Below are 18,308 nucleotides of genomic sequence, written 5' to 3'. Positions count from 1 at the left end.
TCATGCAAGTTCAAGAAAGAGTGATCAACGGTTTTCACCTGTCTCCGCAGCAGAAAAGGCTTTGGGGATTGCAGCAAGATAACCCTACTTATCGAGTGCAGTGTGCCATTCGGCTAGAAGGGTTGCTTCAGATTGAGACGTTAAAGGCGGCGTTGGTGCAGGTCTGCGATCGTCATGAAATTCTTCGCACCACATTTCAACGTCCGGCAGGTATTAAAACACCGCTTCAGGTGATTGCAGAAACTAGCACATTTGACTGGCAACAAGTCGATTTGCAGGGCTACGACGCAGAGCAACAAACCCAGCAAATCGAGACTTTGTTTCAACAAGAGCAACTTATCCCGTTCAATTGGCAACATTCGCTACTGCGTGGTTCGCTTCTTGTCTTATCTCAGCAGCAGCACATTTTGCTCCTGAGTCTACCGGCGCTTTGTGCTGACAGTTGGAGCATTCCACGACTAGTTGAAGCAGTGTGTCAGTCATACAAAGCATGTCTGCAAGGAACAGAACTACAGGATGAGGTAGTGCAGTATGTTCAATTTGCTGAATGGCGAAATCAACTTTTAGAAGAGGACACAGAGGAGCAGACCTATTGGCAGAAGCATAAATTTTCCTCTTTAACGGCGTTGAGGCTGCCGTTTGAGAAAAAGTCGCGAACAAACTCGCCAAATTTTGTGATCGACTCTTTAGAGTGGCAGATTCAACCTGAAATTGTTGCTAAGATTTCAGCTCTTGCCAAATCAACGGATACTACACCTTCTAGTTTCTTGTTGGCATGTTGGCAAATTCTACTGTCGCGCTTTGTTGGACAGCCGGACTTGACGATCGGTGTTGCTATGAATGGGCGCAAATATGAGGAGCTAGAAACGACGATCGGGCTACTAGCCCAATATCTGCCGCTCTCTTGTTCTTTAGAAAATCTTTCTTTTAAGGAACTGTTGCAACAAACTCATGCTTCTATCCAGGAAGTCGAGCAATGGCAGGAGTATTTTACCTGGGATAATTGGGCAGAAAGCGCTCAGCTAGGACAATTGTCCTTTGGGTTCGACTTTCAGCAGCAGACCACTCGATTTTCAGCAGGTGAGGTTTCCTTTAAGCTTGATAAACAGTTTGCTTACACCGATTGCTTCAAACTCAAACTCTCCTGCATTCAACGCGAAGAAATGCTAATCGCTACCGCTGACTATGATGTGAACCTGTTTGATGCAGAAGATATTCATCGTTTAATTGAGCATTTTCAAATACTAGCGGCTAGCGCGATCGCTGCTCCTGAAACATCCATTGATCGGCTAGAAATTCTCAGCGATTGTGCTCATCATCAACTATTAGTTGAGTTCAACCAAACTCAGACTAATTTTCCCAAAGACCAATGCATTCACCAATTATTTGAGGCACAGGTAGAACGCACTCCTGATCAAGTTGCGTTAGTGTTTGAAGATCAGCAACTAACCTACGCAGAACTGAATGCTCGTGCCAATCAACTTGCCCACTACTTACAAACCTTAGGCATTCAGCCTGATGAATTAGTCGGCATTTATCTTGATCGCTCATTAGATACGATCATCAGTCTACTTGGCATTCTCAAAGCAGGAGCCGCCTATCTACCGCTAGATCCTGCTTTGCCGCTTGAAGCCTTAGCTAGCAGAGTGGAGGATGCTCGACCGATCGCGTTGCTAACACAAGAAAGATTGCTTGAGTCAGTTCAATCTGGTTTAGGCTCCACTCTCCAGATTATCTGCTTGGATCAAGACCAGAATAAGATTGCTCAACATAGCACCTCCAATCTTCCCAACACCGCTACTCCTGAAAATCTAATTTATGTAATTTACACCTCAGGTTCTACGGGTCAGCCCAAGGGAGTTGCAGTTGAGCATCGGAATTTACTCAATTACCTCTACGGGATTCTGGGGCGGTTGTCTTTGTCGGCAGGTGCGCACTTTGCCACTGTCTCTACACTTGCGGCTGATTTAGGCAACACAGCTATCTTTCCAGCGCTGTGTACAGGAGGATGTTTGCATGTGGTATCGAGCGATCGTATCTCTGACCCTCAAGCCTTGGCTGACTACTGTCATCGTCACCCAATTGACTGTCTCAAGATTGTTCCTTCTCATTTGCAAGCGCTGTTGATCTCTCCTCAGACAGCAGCAATTCTGCCCCGTCAATGTCTTGTTTTAGGAGGCGAAGCTGCCAGTTGGGAACTGATCAAAACCATTCAGAAATACGCACCTAACTGTCAAATCCTCAACCATTATGGACCGACTGAAGCAACCGTGGGAGTTCTGACTTATGCTGTCCCTCAAGGTCAGGATGAACCTGAGACTTCGATCGTTCCTCTAGGGCGAGCGATTGCCAACACTCAAATCTATCTCCTCGATTCACACCAGCAACCTGTCCCGATCGGTGTTAAGGGTGAACTATACATTGGAGGAGACTCGCTCACGCGGGGATATCTCGATCGTCCTGACCTCACGCAAGAAAAGTTCATTTCCAATCCATTCAATCCTCAACCAGGAGCACGTTTATATAAAACCGGAGACTTTGCTCGTTACCTCCCGGATGGAACGGTTGACTTCCTCGGTCGCACAGACAACCAAGTCAAGATCAGAGGTTATCGAATTGAGCTAGAAGAAATTGAGGCAGTGTTGCAGCAATGTGTTGAAATCAAGCAAGTTGTGGTCACTCAATATCAGGATGCAACTTCAAACAAACGTTTGGTTGCTTACATCGTGTCTCAGCCAGGATGCTCTCCTAGCACAACAGAATTACGCCATTTCATGCAGCAGAAATTGCCAGAATACATGGTGCCTTCCGCCTTTGTGTTTCTGAAGTCTCTGCCCTTGACTCAGAACGGCAAAGTCGATCGTCAAGCCTTACCCGCACCCCAGCAAGAACAGAGCAGCTCAGCAACAACTTTTGTGGCTCCTCGAACACCAATTGAGGCAGTTCTGGCGGATATTTGGGCAGATCTGTTAAAAGTGAGTCGTATCGGCATTCACGACAGCTTTTTCGAGTTGGGTGGACATTCGCTATTAATGACCCAACTCTTAGTTCGAGTTCGAGAGACATTTCAAGTCGATCTCCCTCTGAGTCGTTTATTTGTCACGCCGACTGTAGCAGGACTAGCGAAGCAAATTGAGTATAGTCGTTTAGGAGAAAATGGAGATGCGATCGTTCCTAAGGTCGATCTGGTTGCAGAAGCGACGCTAGATCCTGCTATTCGTCCAACGACTCCATTTACTTGGGCTACAACAAAACCCACTCGAATTTTCCTAACCGGAGCAACGGGTTTCTTAGGTGCCTTCTTGCTCTGCGAACTGCTAGAACAAACCTCAGCCGATATCTATTGTCTAATTCGTTCCACAAACCTTGAATCTGCTCAAAAGAAGCTCCGAAAGAACCTAGAAACCTATTTACTTTGGCAGGAATCGTTTGCTTCTCGCATTATTCCTGTCGTTGGTGAACTCGCTCAACCTCTCCTAGGACTTTCTAAACTTCAGTTTCAGGAGTTGGCGAGTCAAATCGATGTGATTTATCACAATGGGGCACTGGTTAACTTTACCTATCCTTATGCTGCTCTCAAACTCACCAATGTATCAGGAACTCAGGAGGTATTGAGATTAGCAAGTCAAGTGAAAGTTAAGCCTGTGCATTTTATCTCCACAACCAACGCAGTTTCTCCGAAACAGGGGATGGGAGTGCGGGTGATGTACGAATCGGATTTTCTAGATCCTGATGAGGTCATTGAGACAGGATACGCTCAAAGCAAATGGGTTGCGGAACAGTTAGTTCTGGCAGCCCGCGATCGCGGCTTGCCAATCTGCATTTACCGTCCTGGACGCATTGCCTGGGATAGCAGAACTGGTATAGGCAGCACTGGTGACAACACCTTTAGAATGATCAAAGGTTGCATTCAACTAGGCAGCGTTCCGCAACGTGATGTTTCAGTCAACTTAATTCCCGCTGATTTTGCTAGCAAAGCGATCGTGCAGCTATCCCAACAGGAAAAAGCTTTAGGTAAAACTTTTCATCTTGTTAACCCAAATCCTGCGTCTTGGAGCGAGGTGATTGGATGGGTACGATCGCTAGGCTATCCCCTGCAAGAAATACCTGATGAACAATGGCGTGAGCAATTGCGCGAAGTTGCTGGACAAGATCCAAATCATGCGCTGCATCCTCTCGTCCCGTTTCTGGCACAATCTGAACAAGAATCATCAGAACAAACATCCAATGCTGATGTATCGTTACAGTTTGACTGCCAAAACACCTTGGATAGTCTAGTGCTGGCATCCTTGAGTTGCCCGTCTGTTGATGCCGACTTAGTGCATCCTTACTTCTCATACCTCATCACCCAAGGACTACTCGAAGCGCCCACAGAATCCTGTAATTCGTTGACGTAGCGATCGCGGCTTCTGCAGAGGGTCTCGAAGCGGTTTGCCAAAATTGGCAAACCGCTCTTGGTTCAAGGATCAGCAAAGACTAGCAAAGTGACCGAGTTATCCGGCACTACAATCCCCTTCTGAACGGCATTCCAGCCAATTGCTTTCTTGGCATAACCAGAAGCAGACAACTCATACCGTTCAACGCTCAATCGCTTTGGTCTATAGCTACCAAAATTCGTTTTAATTGGTTGTGATTTTGAGGAGTGATTCACAATTAAATAAGACCTGTGATGCAATGCCTGATTCTTTACTGCAAACGTAGTGATATCTTTCTCATTGTTAGTTACACTCCGAACCCGATCTCCAATTAAAAACCGATTGATTAACTGAAAAAACCGCCCACTTAAGCGCAACTTATTTTGATCATCTGTTTTGCCGTAAACTCCATCTTTCTCGTTCCAAGCAAGGGTTGCTGTCGCACCTTTAGAAAGCGCTCGGATCATGGACAGCGCATCGAAGACAACACCTTTATGATTCGTCATGCGCGGATCACGCGTTTCCCACGTCCAGCTGATGTTGTACTCTCCTAGGATGACTGGAATGGATCGATTTGGAATTGCAGTCTTTACCGCTTGAACCATCGTTTCGGTTCGCGACGCGATCGATCGCGTGGCTTCGTAAATTTCTGAGTCGGGTGTTGAAGCACTTCCGGTCGCATAGAAGTGATAGGTAAAAAAGTCGAGATGATTAGCGGTTCCTTTAATAAAGGGAACATAAAACGGCTGCAAATCTGACCGCTCGATCGCAGGTGCGCCAACCTGAATGGTCGGATCAACTTTTTTCATCGCGATCGCGGCTTTAGTATAAATTGCAATGAGTTCATTCAAACGATCGGGCTTTGCATCATCTTTTAAGCTGCCCCATCCCCCCCCATTCCGAAACTGAGAAAAATAGGTATTGTCCTTCTCATTGGTGATCTCCCAATACTTCACGCCAAAGCGCGACTCTCGATTCACTAGACGAACCAAGTCAGCGCACAGCTGAGCAAAGCGATCAAACTGATTGGCGTCTAGAAAGCCATCTTGATCGGCGTCCATCCAATCCGCCCAAGTCGGAATGTTGATCATCCGCTGGGGTTGCTGCTTGCCAAAAGTAGAGAAGGAAGCGGCCAACGCACTTTTTACCTTACGGGCATCCCAGGTTTTGCGATCGCGATCGATCAAACCATCCGGGGTACTCGAATCCTGCATCGCACCACCATTGTGAAAGCGAATCAGCCCCGGATTCATAAACGCCAGATTTTTGCGATAGGCTTGATTTTGCGTCCGAAAGCCTTGAAAGGCATTTAGTCCAAAGGCTGATCGCGGCACTGTTCCTTGAACAGCATTCCAGTCCACCGTAGCCGTAGTTGCACCATCACGACTCCCGTCTAATTGAGCGATCGCGATCGAACACAGCACCAGTAGACCGATAGCTGTAAGAACTAGACTGCGTTTCCACTCCATTGATCACCAAGCCAATGATGGTAGCGTTGTGTTGTGTGAGTTGCTCAATGCTTTCGTTAACGGCATTACGAGCGCTCACGCCAGGATAGACGGTAAATAGCACATTAGGAACCACTGCCGCAATCAAAGCCGTTTCACTCGTTGAACTAGCTGGAGAACTATCGATCAAAACATAATCGTAGTCATGATTAGCTTCAGCCGCTGCTAAATACTGCTGAAATCGACCCCGCTTCAAAATATCTACAACTTTTTTGCCGAGCTTGGGCTGAGTGGGAGCTAAATCTAAATTTGGTTCAACTTGAACAATTTGCCTGTCGGTTGCGAAATCCCGCATACATCCTAAACGTCCGCTCAGGTCTGCCTTTCGAAAATCAGCATCCACCATCAGCACCCGAAATCCGAGATCTGCCAGAGCTTCTGCAAGTTGTAAGGTTACGGTTGTCTTGCCTTCGCCCATCACAGCACTTGTAATCAGAATCCGGCGGTCGCGCAATGGCTGTAGACTAATGGCGGATGCCAATCGCTGAAACGGGACTTCTGATGCCCCGCTGACATCTAGGTCTTGGCTCAACCCTCGATCTGACTGACTGTTCAAGCGATCGCTCAACTGTTTGTCCCGTGGAATTCGACCCACAACCGAGAATTTGAACGATTGCAAATCTTTGGGAGTGAGCAACGGATTGCGAGATTCTAGCAACAGAATTAGGGCAATGCTGCCGACGATCGCGGCAAGAGTGGCGTTAATTGCCACGAGCGATCGCTTTGGACTCGATGGTTTTGCATCCACGCTGGGCGCATTTAGCACCTGAACATTGGGATAAGCACCAAAGGCATCAATATTAGATTGCTGAACTTGCGCTACTAGTCCTTTATACACGCCTTCTGCTACCTCTGCCTGACGCTGTAACTCCCCGAGCCGAGCCTGCTGAGCGGGAAGTGCAGTCAGGGAATTTCTCAGGGTTTGAATCTTTTGTTGCAGTTGAGCCGCTTGCTGGCGCTGACCCCGCGCCTCACTTTCTGCCAACACCAATGCTTGAATTAATTCTCCGCGTCCTTCTGCACCGCTAGTAATACTGGGATCGCCCTTCACTTGCCCGCCTGACACTTGACCCACATACCGCTCAATCTGCTGACGAAGTTTTGCTCGTTCGTCCAGCGTTCTTTGCACAACAGGATTATTGTTAGTAAAGGTTGATCTCTGTTTCGCAAGGGTTGCTTCAACTTGCGCTAATTGATTTCGCAAATATTTGTAGTCCTCGTTCTGATCGAGACCCACCGATTGTACAGCTTGATCAGGCGACAGCCGCAACCGTGCAGAGAGCGTCTTCGCGCGTTCTTGACTAGACCGTGCTTGCGCGGCTGCCTCTGCCTGTGATGCTTCAAGCTGATTGATTGTTCCGAGAGTGCCTTTTGTTTGCTCTTCGCTGTTGACTAGTCCTGTCGATCGCTTAAATTGTGCCAACGCGCTTTGGGTTTTTGCCAAGTTACGTCGCGCTTCCTCCAGTTGTTTCTGGCTGAATTTTCCTCGTGCGTCATTGTTAGCGCTGCGTAATTGATCCAACCGTTGCTGATAGGCCTTCAAAAGTGCACTCGTTCGCTGAGTTGCAACTTCAGGACTCGAACCCGCTACCGATAGTTGCAGAATGCTCGTCTGCTCAACTGGCGTCACCTCGAAGAAACCGCCATAATTGCGGGGTTTGGTGGCCTGATCGCGTTCAGGATCACTTGCCCATGCCTGCGTTAACAATGCATCACTGGTTAAGATCTCTTGCTGTATCTTAAGAGGATTGACTTGTGTGGAAAAACTGGGATCATTGTTGCGATAGGAGCCAAGGGTACCTAGATCCGCATCGAGATCACCACCGTTTGACGAAGGCAGAATTAGCTGAGCACTAGCAGTCCAAACTTTGGGGGAGGTTAAAATTACGCCCCACGCTCCAAGGAACACTAGAAGATTGAAACCCAGCAGAGCTTTCCAGTGCCTTGAAACAGTGACGGCTACTTTTTTTTTCATAACCACGCTTGGGTATCGTTAAACTTTCAAATTTTCAGCTGACTGCTATTCTAAGCAAGCAGATTCACACTTAGCTACATAAATAGGCATAGATAGCAGGGGCACACACTGTGTGTTAACAATGTTAGAAATAACCTGCCTTTCTCATCTACCGATCGACTGATTTTCCTCGACTAATTTTTAAGCTTAAGTAAGTCTGTAAGAAGGACTTGAAAAATCAAGATGCTCAATCTTCCATCTATTAGACCCGACTTTCTTTCAATTAGCACCCAGGATGTTATTCTATCGCGTTCTGAACGGATAGTTTATTGGACAATCGTTCTGACTCCAGTTTGGTGGCTGATGGGAATCCAGCCGCTTTTCTATCCACTCGTTGTCAGTGGATTACTAGCGACTCATTTTAGTATTGATAAAGTGATTCAGAAGCCACTTCCCGCGTGTGCCTGGGCTTGGTTAGCCATGTCGATCACCATGATGTGGACAGCCATTCTAGGTATCAACGAAATGGGATTTAATCTTCAGACCGCTGCTGCCGCTGCCGTCACTTTTATCAAGAGTTACTTTCTCATTTTTGCCTGTCTTGCATTGCCTTTCTGGAGCCATGTTCGCGTTCAAGTTGTCACAAGAGCGGTTGCTTGGATGGCATCGGGCTTTTTAGTCACGATCGCAATTGAAATCGCGATGCTGGTTCTCAAGATTGGCAGCAACGGCTACCTTCCTCCTCTTGCACGTCTGCTGCCTGGAGATAAAGGCAGTTTGCGAGTGATGTTTGCAAATTACTCACCCTTCTTGGGTATTCCGCTGCCCAGATCAGTCCTTTACACCCCTGACCCGCCTATCTTGGGGTTGTGTGCTGTCTTGTGCTTTCTAATCTGTCTAGGTGAAACCAATCGACGGCTACGGAACTTAGCGTTGGCGGGTTCCATAGGTGCCTTGATTGTGAGTGCCAGCCGAAGCGCTTGGGTTGGCCTTCCGGTAGCTCTGCTTGTTAGTGTTTGCTTTCAAAGCGGGTTGTTTCGCCAAATCTCACTTTGGCTCACCTCCTTAGTCCTCCTAGTCTGCAGTACCTTGCAAATACCGATCGTAGGATTGATTCAGAAGCCTATTGAAGAATTTAATCAAGCTCGTGCAGATTCTTCAGCAGAACGGGCACTGGTGGTGCAGAAAACCCTTGAAGCATGGCAAGAGTCGCCCTGGATTGGCTGGGGTGTGATCCGGGGGCGAGCGCATCTGTATGAGGATTCCTACATTGGACTCGGCTCTTTCTCTACGTACGCTGCAGTTCTTTACTTACATGGCATTGTTGGGTTCATTGTCTTCGTTGTTGCCCTGTTATTGACACTTTTCTCTGTATATACTCCAGCCGTTCGAGGCAACTCATTTTGTATATGGGCGTTTGCTTGCCTAGTTACCCTCTACATCAGCTGCAACGCCACTCCATTGAGTTGGATGGCAGTCAATATTTGGTTCTTTTTTGCCTGGTTAGGTGCTGTACTCAGTGAAGCACGACCCCAGCAGCCCCGTCTGACCAGTTGGGATCAGATATCTGGGCAGAGTTAATTAATTTGCTCGAACGTGCAGCTATACCTTCATCTAGCAGCCAGATTCACAATTTGAATTGAATCTGCCCCCCACAGAACTTGTGTCAGGGGAGAAACCGCTAATGTCATGCGTCTGCAATACCAACCATAAGCGATAAATTCATCAGGGGCATTTGGGGCGGGAAAAAAGTTAGTTCCATAGATTCCCGATCTTTCACTACCCTTGACAACGGGTGTTTGACTGACGGGCTTAAAGGGACCAGTGATGCGATCGGAGACGTACCAGTACAGAGACGAATCTGTGATTTGGCTGCGATCGACGGTCTGCAGCCACTTAGGATTTAACCAAGTTGTCCAGCAAGAAAAGAATAGATGATACTGACCGTTCCTATAGATAACTTGAGGGCGTTCCATTTCATAGAAAGGTGACTCTTGGGTTCCTTCAACCGTCGGTGTCGCCACAGGCGGCAGAAGTTCATAAGGGCCATCGATTTGGTCTGCCACTGCTAGACCCACACATCCTCTAAACGTTCCGTAACCGCCTTCTTTTAGGTATGCACAGATAAACATGTAGTAGCGGCCAGTCTCATGATCCTTCACAACGTATGGGTCGCGCCATTGGTAATGGTCATACTCACACTTACCCAGGCTCCGCTTATACTGACCGTACCAGCGATGGTTAGCGTCTGGTTTGACTAATTCATTGGGGCTTCGCTGCCAGTTCACACCATCTACAGAGGTTGCTAAACCAATTCCCTCGTTCATAATGTCGTCACCCTGCCCAGCTGCCGAATAGAAAAGGTAGTAAACGCCGTTTTCTTTAAGGGCGCAACCAGCCAACATTCTTCCAGCTTCCCAGGAGGTTTCAGGGTTCACTTCCAGCACGACTCCAATGTCCTGCCACCGTTCCAAGTCGGTTGAAATTGCCCCACAAATTTTGCCTTCTAGCCACCAAGGGCCCGATTTGCTTGAGCCTAATAGATAGAAAAGACGGTAGATATCGCCATCCTTCAGAATCCAAGGATCCCAACTAGGATGGCTATTCCACAATGAGAATAGTGTTCCCAACGCCTTCGATCTGCCTTTTGGCAATTGACCGACCAACTGTGCTGTTGTTTGATAGAGCGTGCTGTTAAATCTCATGTTGTTTTCACCCTAATTTGCCCTAACCTAATTTGATAGATGGGGTATGCATACCCCGGCTTGATGCTCGGCAAAACCTAAAGCATCTAAATATTGCTGCGTGCAGGTTTCCAAAGTGAACTGGGTTAACCAGTGGGGATCAATGTTCTGAATTGGATTAGATAACACTTCAACGATCGCCTCGGCGATCGCGTCACTGTCACCCACTGGAACGAGCGAGCCGTACCGTCCATTTGCCAGGATTTCAGCAGGGCCGCTCTCACAGTTGGTAGAAATAACAGGCGTACCAATTGCCATTGCTTCAATCAACACATTTCCCAGCCCTTCCCAAGCAGAAGATAGAACAAACGCAGCCGAGTTCGCCATGTAAGCATAGGGATTTTGCACAAAACCAGGGAGCACAACATCGTCTGTTAAGCCAAGTTCTGCGATGAGATTTTGCAAGCGATCGCGCTCTGGCCCATCTCCTAAAATCATCAGCCGGGCCGGGCGAATCCGCCGCACTTGAGCAAATGCACGAATCAACGTGGAAAAGTCTTTTTGTGGATATAATCTTCCAACACCCAAAATTACGGGAGGCTGCCCATCATCAAACCAGGGATGATCCACTGGCAGCTTTGCAAGCGTTAATAGTTCAGGTAATACAACAGGATTATAAATAACTTTAATTTGATTGATATCTATGCCTATGACATTGGCCAAATCATTAGCAACACCTTGGGAAACAGCAACAATGCCTTCTGCCCACGGATAAAACAATCGAGCTGCAAATGGACTCAATCTCACAGACAGTTGGTTAATCTGTTCGGCTTCTAAAGAGAGCGTATTATGTTCCGAGACGATAACGCGAGTGGGAACGTTTGCAAGCCGTTTGGCGCATAGTGCAATTTCACACGGATAATGCAGGGCCGATAAAAGTGTTTTGGGACGGGCACGACGCAAGTAATTCACCAGCTTAGGCAAACTAGAGGGTATCCAATCTGCCCCTAGATCGACAATCTGAACATCAGGTGGAACGTCTTCCAGATAAGGTCCTGCAACGCGGGCAAGCACCAAATCGACTCTTAAACCCCGCTTGATAAAACCACGGGCTAAATTGAGCATGACTCGCTCGGTTCCGCCACCATACAGTCCTCGCAGAAAAATCGCGATGTCTGGAGAGTTTCCTTGCGAATCAGAGGGCTTAGGCTGCGATCGTACATTCAAACCTTTTGCAATCGTCATGATCCTATAGATTTAAGTCTTTAAGAAATTATAAGTCTCTAAAAAATTAGCGCAACGAGGGCAAAAGCGAGGGTTCAGGGTGCTGTTCAACCAACTGCTTCATCAAACTCGTAATTGCGCCGTAGTTTCGCCGACCATCAAACTGTTCTTCGGCAATGCGGCGACTTGCGATCGCCATAGCACGATGTTTCGAGGCATCATTGATTAACTCATTCACAGCAGCTGCCAACGCCCTACTATCTGAGCAAGGCACGAGCAATCCATTAATTCCATGCTGGACTTGTTCGCTGATTGCGCCCACATCGGTCGAAACAATAGGTAATCCTGACGCCATGGCTTCTAGAATGACGTTGGGATAGCAGTCAGCCAGCGTTGGAAACACAAACATATCTGCATTTGCGTATAGGCCTTTTAGATCAGAACTATTTGGTGGTAATCCTTGATGAACGTGTACCCGCTCCATGCCTGCTAAATCCCGGCAAAGTGTCTCATCTTTGGTCACGATGTCTAGTATACAGTTGTGATCCAATCCGCTCCGAAAGGCTTCGAGCAGGGTTTGTCCCCCCTTGCGGGTAAAATCCCCGCCTACAAATAGCAACCGTGCAGGGTCGGAAACCGAACGTTGCTCCCGATCAAAATTCCATTGTGCTAAATCAAGTCCTGGCGAAATCACAGTGACCTTCTCTGCCGGAACGCCATAATCGTGAACAATTGACTCTTTTACCCACTGACAGAACGCTACGATAGCAGTCGCCGCATGAAAAGTTTTTCGATTCCACAGAAATTTTTGTTGGTCTAACCAAGATTGCCCCGCTGCATGATGGCTATATCCGGCTCCTACCGTGTCATAGTTGAACGGCGTTGCATCGGTTGAGATCACGGTTGGAATGTGACGCATAAATGGCATTGCCAGTAGTGCGAGCGTTTGAGTGTGCAGGAATAGAGCATCGAAGGAGTGCGATCGCAGTGCCCGACGAATAGCATCACGAGTCCGCAAACTGCTTTTGAGCGACCAGTTTGATCGAACGACGGGGAGATGTTCCCATAGATCATTGCTCTCTGCATCGATGGGTAGCCAGGTTGGATGAATCGACGGGTCTTGTGACACCCAATACTTTAAATTCTGACCGTGAGTAACATGTCCAAGCATTTGTTCGATAACAAAACCAAAATTAAACATGATGTCCAGTCTTCACCATTACTAAATTAATTTAACAATCACTAATCACTTTGTTCATATCCGCTTTGTTGCGGTATTAATGCCTGAGACGGTCTAGTCAGCAATAGTGTCCGCTATGGTTTTAGCTATGATATTCCAGCTCAGTTTAGTTTTCACTTTAAGTCGTGCCGCCTGTGACATTGCTACTAATACAGAAGGATTAGTTAAAAGATGAATCATATTATCTGCTAATAGAGCAGCCGTAGGTTGGTTGATTACAATTCCATCTACTTTGTGATCAACAATTTCAGGCATTCCATCTCGATTTGAAACAACACAAGGAACGCCGTAGTTCATTGCTTCCATCAAGAAAGTCGGAAAGGGGTCGCAGTAGGCAGGAGCAACAACTAAATCTGTTCCTAAAAACAGATCACTAATTTCTGAACGAGACGCGATGTATCCTAGATTGTTAATACCAGCTTCTTCAATCGGCAGCTTTTTGCCAATAATGACTAGCTTCGCTTCGGGAATCACTTGTCTCACCTTTCTAAAGGCAGCCAACACGATGTCTCCACCTTTTCGCTCAAAATCTGAGCCATTAAAAAGAATTTGTCGGCTGCCAAAAGTTTTTCCTCCTGTATAAGGCTCCTGAAAATCACCTGAGGAGCCAACAACAGTTACTTTTTGAGGAGCTATTCCGTAATCTTGAATAAGCGATGTTTTAACGACATGACTCATGCTAAAAATATGCTTTGCTCTTGCATAGGCTAAACGCTCACACCCAAACCATGCCTCGCGAGCATGATCACTTAAAAAGGTTGCCCAGTCGGACCAGTTCTTTTCGGCTAGAGCGGTTGTGTAATCAAGGAACATTATGTAAGGAATATCGCAAGTCTTCCAAAAGGGGCTATAGGTACCAAATAGCTGAAAAACAAGATCCGGTTGCTCACTGAGTTGCTGAATGTCCCGTTCAGCTCGCCGAGATTTGAGTACAAACGCCGCTCTGTTCTTCTGAAACACTGCGTTTGCTTTACTCAAAGAGCCTGCGCGAAGCGTTAACAGGCCTTTCAGCACTGTTCTAGGTAAGTTCGCTTCATACCACTCATTTTTTCTAGGAGAAAAGCGTAGTTGAGCAAAATGATCAGATAAGGCTTTAAATAGAAACTGGTGACGATCAAGGAATAAAGGCTCACCTGTTACCAAAAGAGTTTTAGTCTCCATCGCTTTATGTTCCGGCCATAAAAATTACTCAAGCAAATAAAAACCTATTGAACACAGCTGATTGATCTAGGCTCATCGGCTTTCCCAAGAGTATCCGTGACATCCAGAGGCGTGAACCCCAAAGGACTCACGCAAAAGCCTTGGCTCAAATCGGTTAGGGCAGGATCGATGAGTTGAGGTAGTGATTCCCAAGCTGCCTGATCTCCATAGCGCTTTTGCAAATATCGGCTTGATTTCCAATTCATGAAATGCAGATACATGAGCTCCTCGCCCGATTCAACCGTCAATTTACCTTGATACCAAAACCATTTAGCTGGGTAGTGATAGCTGCCATCTATCCAGGGGTAATCTGATAAAATTGTGCTAAATCTTTCCTTAAAAAGATGATTGCGCTTGTAAGGGTCAAACATTCCCCAGATCCGACGCAGAGCGTTTGGAAGCCGCCTGCGTCCTAGTAATAACTTTGTGAAATAGCCTTCATCCATAGGCACATTAATGGGTTGGCTCATGAGATGCTGCCAGTCGGGTATTTGGCGAAATGCATTCAACCATTCCTGATCGTTCTTGATTAAGAAAAGATGACCAGAAACCCTGTCAGAGTGAGTAGATAATGTGTTGTGGACAAGAATCTCATCGTTGTAAAAAGCTCGGAGATTTCCATAAATTACATCAATATCGCTGAAACCAAAATAATCATAGCCGTCCAGATATTCTTCATGAATTACGCCATAAGCGGGTCTAAGATTACAAAGGGTATAAGAGGAATCTGTTTTGAAATTGATGCCCAATCGATCGGAAGCAAGTTGCTGATAGTCTTGAAAGCGAAGACTGACAAATCGAACATTGGGTGGTGCGGTTTCGGGCACAGGACAATCAGTAAAAAATAGCCAATCAATCGTTGAATTCCAACGACATGACTCTAAATACAACTCGAACCATTCTGGCCAGCGACCAAAATAAGGCATTAGAAAGATAATTTTTTTCTGCATGAGACTTGAAACAAAACAGTGTGAAAACAAGAATTAGACAGGAAGTAGTGAGAAGCTAACGACTAAACCGCAACTTGGCCAAACGATTCACTAGCTGATCGAGCACAGATTGATAGAGAAAAAAGTGCTTGGGCATGAGAATGCGGATACATACTAAATAAATTAGGAGAAATACGAATGGTCTCAGCAACAAAGGTAACGCAAACGAACTAGCAACTCCTGGAACACTCAGCAGAATAGGAATAAAGCAGGGGAGAAGAAACTTCTTCAACGGCCAGCCCAAGATTCTACAGCCGGTCAACCACCAGTAAATCGTCCAGAAAATTCCAAGTATCAGTGCCGCCGCTAGACTCACTCCAACGATGCCACCCTGACGAGCACCCACAACAAAGCTAAGAACCGCAATAGGAGCAATCTGGAGATTGACCCTAGCGTTTATGTCAGGGCGACCCTTGGCGACCAGCATAGAAAAGAGAAGTGAATTAATAACGCGAAAATACGCAAAAAATAATAATCCTGGGATCACTGTGCAAATCGGTATCCATTTAGAACCAAAGACGAATGTCACGACTTGTGGATCAAAAATTAGGAACATTAATGCATATAGAGGAGCTATGAAAAAAGCAGTTTGTTCAACCACTTGAGAGAGCGTATTCTTTTGCTGTTCATCGGTTGGCAATTGGGCAAAGACTGGCATCCCAAGCTGGCTAATGACGGAACTAAAAATGCTTGATGCTGCCATTGTTAATTGATAAGCAAGATTGTAGTAGCCAAGACTAGCGCTACCTAACAGCTTTCCTACTGTGAAGTTGTCGGTGTTGAAGTTGACATACAAGCCAAAACTTGAAAAGGTTGAGCCTAAGCAGAAGGACAAAACTTCAGAGCGGATCTCTGGATCAATTTGGAGCCGAAACCGATGGCCTGAGTAATGTCGCGTCAAGATACAACTAACCACCCAAGATGCTGTATCACCAACAACAAAAGACCAATAGCTCAGACCTAACATTGCAGCTCCGGCCGTGCAAAGCAATCGCGTCATAGAGCTGACTAAGCTGATGTTAGCGAGCGCTTGATACTGCATTTGCCGTGTCATCACGCCTGAATGTGCAGAGCTTGCTGACGACAACAGTAAATTAAATGCAAACGCAACCAAGATGCTAGATAGGGCTGGCTCATTAAAAAACATTGCCACAGCAGGAGCGGTTGCTGCCATTCCTAAACCGAGAAGTAGCCCAATTGATAGGCTAATAGTGTAGCTAGTGTCAATGTATTTGGGATTATCCGTCCCCTTATAAATAATGAAATTGCCTGCTGTATCTTGAATGAACAGCGTAAAAAAAGACCAGAAAACATAAGCGATCCCAATCACGCCAAAATCAGCAGGTTGCAGCAATCGTGCCAGAACTAGGCTGCTGAGAAATGCGAAAATGCGGGTGATAAACGTGGCGTAGGTAATCCACAACCCACTTTTAAGCAGTGAGACTGGCTTCATAGATTCTTACCTTGAACTGACTTTGCAAACCCTAGCGATCGCTCAATCAGTTGCTTCGAGACGGGCGCACCTTGTACTGCGAGCAGAGTGAGCAGCGAGCGGGGATCACGGGCAAAAATGGAGCGATCAGCTGACCAAGCTTGCCCGATAAACGCTTTGGCTTGGTCGGCATCGCCTGCGGTGAGGGACAGGCGAGCGAGCAAGCGATATAAATAGGCATAGGCCGTAGGCATCCACGGAGCAACCCGTTCTGGGGAGCGTTCATACGCCGATTGAAGAACTTGCTCATGCGATCGCTGCATTTGTGCCACATTAAAAGTTAACCCAGCCGCACGGACTCGGTAACTACACAAAGCGCGAGCAACTCGATGAAAGCGCCAGCGTTCCGTAGCGGCTATACGCAACCAAAAATCGATATCTTCAGAACTCCGCAAGGTTTCATCAAACTCGCCTACCTCATCGACTAACGCCCGTCGAAAAACAGCGTTAGACCCATGACCCACAAAGTTTTTACACAAAAGAGAGATGAGTGTATCCGGCAAAATGGGTTTGCCGCTCAATGACATCCAGCTCAAGCGACCATCTTCGCGAATGATGTTTGAGGCACTGTAGACCACCCCAATTTGTGGATCAGCATCAAGCTGTGCAACATGATTTGCCAGCTTATCGACTCCGTAAACATCATCGGCATCAAGCATTGCAATATAGTCTGTCTGAGCTTGGCGAATGCCGCAGTTTCGAGCCGAAGAAAGTCCGCCATTGGGCTTTGTTACGACCCGAAAGCGATCGTCTTGCTGACAGAACGATTGGGCTATTTCAGTAGTTCCATCGGTAGACCCATCATCTACAACAATCACCTCGAAAGCTTGAAAAGATTGCTGCATTAAAGAGCTTAAAGCCTCTTTAATGTAATGACGCACATTGTAGGTGGGAACCACAACAGTGACTTTAGGAGAAGTGCTCATGCCAAGACCTTTACACTGCTTTGAGTACACATCACTTGAGTACAGAACAATCAAACTGTGAGCTAAAGATTGTGAATGAAGTCTCGTAACAAGTTTCTTAACAATAGGAGATATTGCCGTAGAAACACCCTCTCCCCAAAGGTATAGAGGCAGCATCCTCACACTAACTTCATAATTCTGAAGCAAGAATGTTGGAGTGCGGCAATCGCTCAGAGACTAGATCTGACAATTAATTTGAGCGATCGCACTCAAATTCATCTTCAATTTTAGAACTGTGGAAGTAGCAAATTTCATCATAACTTTATAAAACAAAAGGAGAACCGTTGTAACAAACACAGATGCAAGCAGATACAGGCAGCAACCGTACGTGATACAAGTAGCTGTGACAAAAACATCAGTGTCACAAACAGAAATGACAACAGTAAGGTAAGCCTCTTTACATAGAATGTGTAATTCGTTTTACACACCACCTTCAAAGACCTCGATCATCAATATCTACACACATTAGACAAATGCGTAATTGGTAGGTGACTTGTATAGCCTTTGATAGATGTTGCATGTGAATTTACACCTAACACTATGTTTGTTTGTCTACATTAAGAAGGATGTCATTGTAATTTCGACGCTCTTATGATTTTCAACAAAACCAAACGCTCTAGGCGTTCACTAGAGAAGT

At 46.4% G+C, this 18,308-nt stretch carries 11 protein-coding genes; 2 read left to right on the top strand and 9 right to left on the bottom strand.

The window, feature by feature from the left end:
* Positions 1-2: 2 nt before the first annotated feature.
* Positions 3-4,397, top strand: a complete 4,395-nt coding sequence (locus tag AC5I6P_RS12000) for a non-ribosomal peptide synthetase family protein (protein ID WP_495693991.1) — start codon at positions 3-5, stop codon at positions 4,395-4,397.
* A gap of 62 nt (positions 4,398-4,459) precedes the next feature.
* Here AC5I6P_RS12000 and AC5I6P_RS11995 read toward each other — a convergent pair whose 3' ends face one another.
* Together AC5I6P_RS11995 and AC5I6P_RS11990 are read right to left on the bottom strand one after the other, a co-directional pair.
* The gene (locus AC5I6P_RS11995; RefSeq protein ID WP_495693990.1) at positions 4,460-5,884 is read right to left on the bottom strand and encodes a GH39 family glycosyl hydrolase; all 1,425 of its coding nucleotides are present in this window, start codon (positions 5,882-5,884) and stop codon (positions 4,460-4,462) included.
* Positions 5,796-7,898, bottom strand: a complete 2,103-nt coding sequence (locus tag AC5I6P_RS11990; protein ID WP_495693989.1) for a GumC family protein — start codon at positions 7,896-7,898, stop codon at positions 5,796-5,798. The genes AC5I6P_RS11995 and AC5I6P_RS11990 overlap by 89 nt, the downstream gene beginning before the upstream one ends.
* A gap of 222 nt (positions 7,899-8,120) precedes the next feature.
* On the opposite strand from AC5I6P_RS11990, the gene AC5I6P_RS11985 reads away from it, so the two are divergent.
* The gene (locus AC5I6P_RS11985) at positions 8,121-9,458 is read left to right on the top strand and encodes an O-antigen ligase family protein (RefSeq protein WP_495693988.1); all 1,338 of its coding nucleotides are present in this window, start codon (positions 8,121-8,123) and stop codon (positions 9,456-9,458) included.
* Positions 9,459-9,487: 29 nt separating this feature from the next.
* On the opposite strand, the gene AC5I6P_RS11980 is transcribed toward AC5I6P_RS11985, so the two are convergent.
* From AC5I6P_RS11980 to AC5I6P_RS11950, 7 genes are all read right to left on the bottom strand, one after another.
* A complete protein-coding gene (locus tag AC5I6P_RS11980; RefSeq protein ID WP_495693987.1) occupies positions 9,488-10,582 on the bottom strand; it encodes a family 43 glycosylhydrolase in 1,095 nt (364 codons plus the stop codon).
* Positions 10,583-10,609: 27 nt separating this feature from the next.
* On the bottom strand, positions 10,610-11,806 hold the full coding sequence (locus tag AC5I6P_RS11975; protein WP_495693986.1) for a glycosyltransferase: 1,197 nt from the start codon (positions 11,804-11,806) through the stop codon (positions 10,610-10,612).
* Between the two features lie 46 nt (positions 11,807-11,852).
* Positions 11,853-12,986, bottom strand: a complete 1,134-nt coding sequence (locus AC5I6P_RS11970; protein ID WP_495693985.1) for a glycosyltransferase family 4 protein — start codon at positions 12,984-12,986, stop codon at positions 11,853-11,855.
* 93 nt (positions 12,987-13,079) lie between these two features.
* Positions 13,080-14,186: a glycosyltransferase family 4 protein gene (locus tag AC5I6P_RS11965; protein WP_495693984.1), complete on the bottom strand. Its 1,107-nt coding sequence runs from the start codon at positions 14,184-14,186 to the stop codon at positions 13,080-13,082.
* 44 nt (positions 14,187-14,230) lie between these two features.
* Positions 14,231-15,175, bottom strand: coding sequence for a DUF6625 family protein (locus tag AC5I6P_RS11960; RefSeq protein ID WP_495693983.1), 945 nt, complete (start codon positions 15,173-15,175; stop codon positions 14,231-14,233).
* Positions 15,176-15,230: 55 nt separating this feature from the next.
* Positions 15,231-16,667, bottom strand: a complete 1,437-nt coding sequence (locus tag AC5I6P_RS11955; RefSeq protein ID WP_495693982.1) for an oligosaccharide flippase family protein — start codon at positions 16,665-16,667, stop codon at positions 15,231-15,233.
* On the bottom strand, positions 16,664-17,788 hold the full coding sequence (locus tag AC5I6P_RS11950) for a glycosyltransferase family 2 protein (RefSeq protein ID WP_495693981.1): 1,125 nt from the start codon (positions 17,786-17,788) through the stop codon (positions 16,664-16,666). Before AC5I6P_RS11950 ends, AC5I6P_RS11955 begins: the two co-directional genes overlap by 4 nt.
* Positions 17,789-18,308: the final 520 nt, after the last annotated feature.

This window comes from Myxacorys sp. (assembly GCF_059501405.1).
The sequence above is the reverse complement of the archived record's forward strand: the minus strand, read 5'-3'. Positions and strand labels throughout refer to the sequence as shown.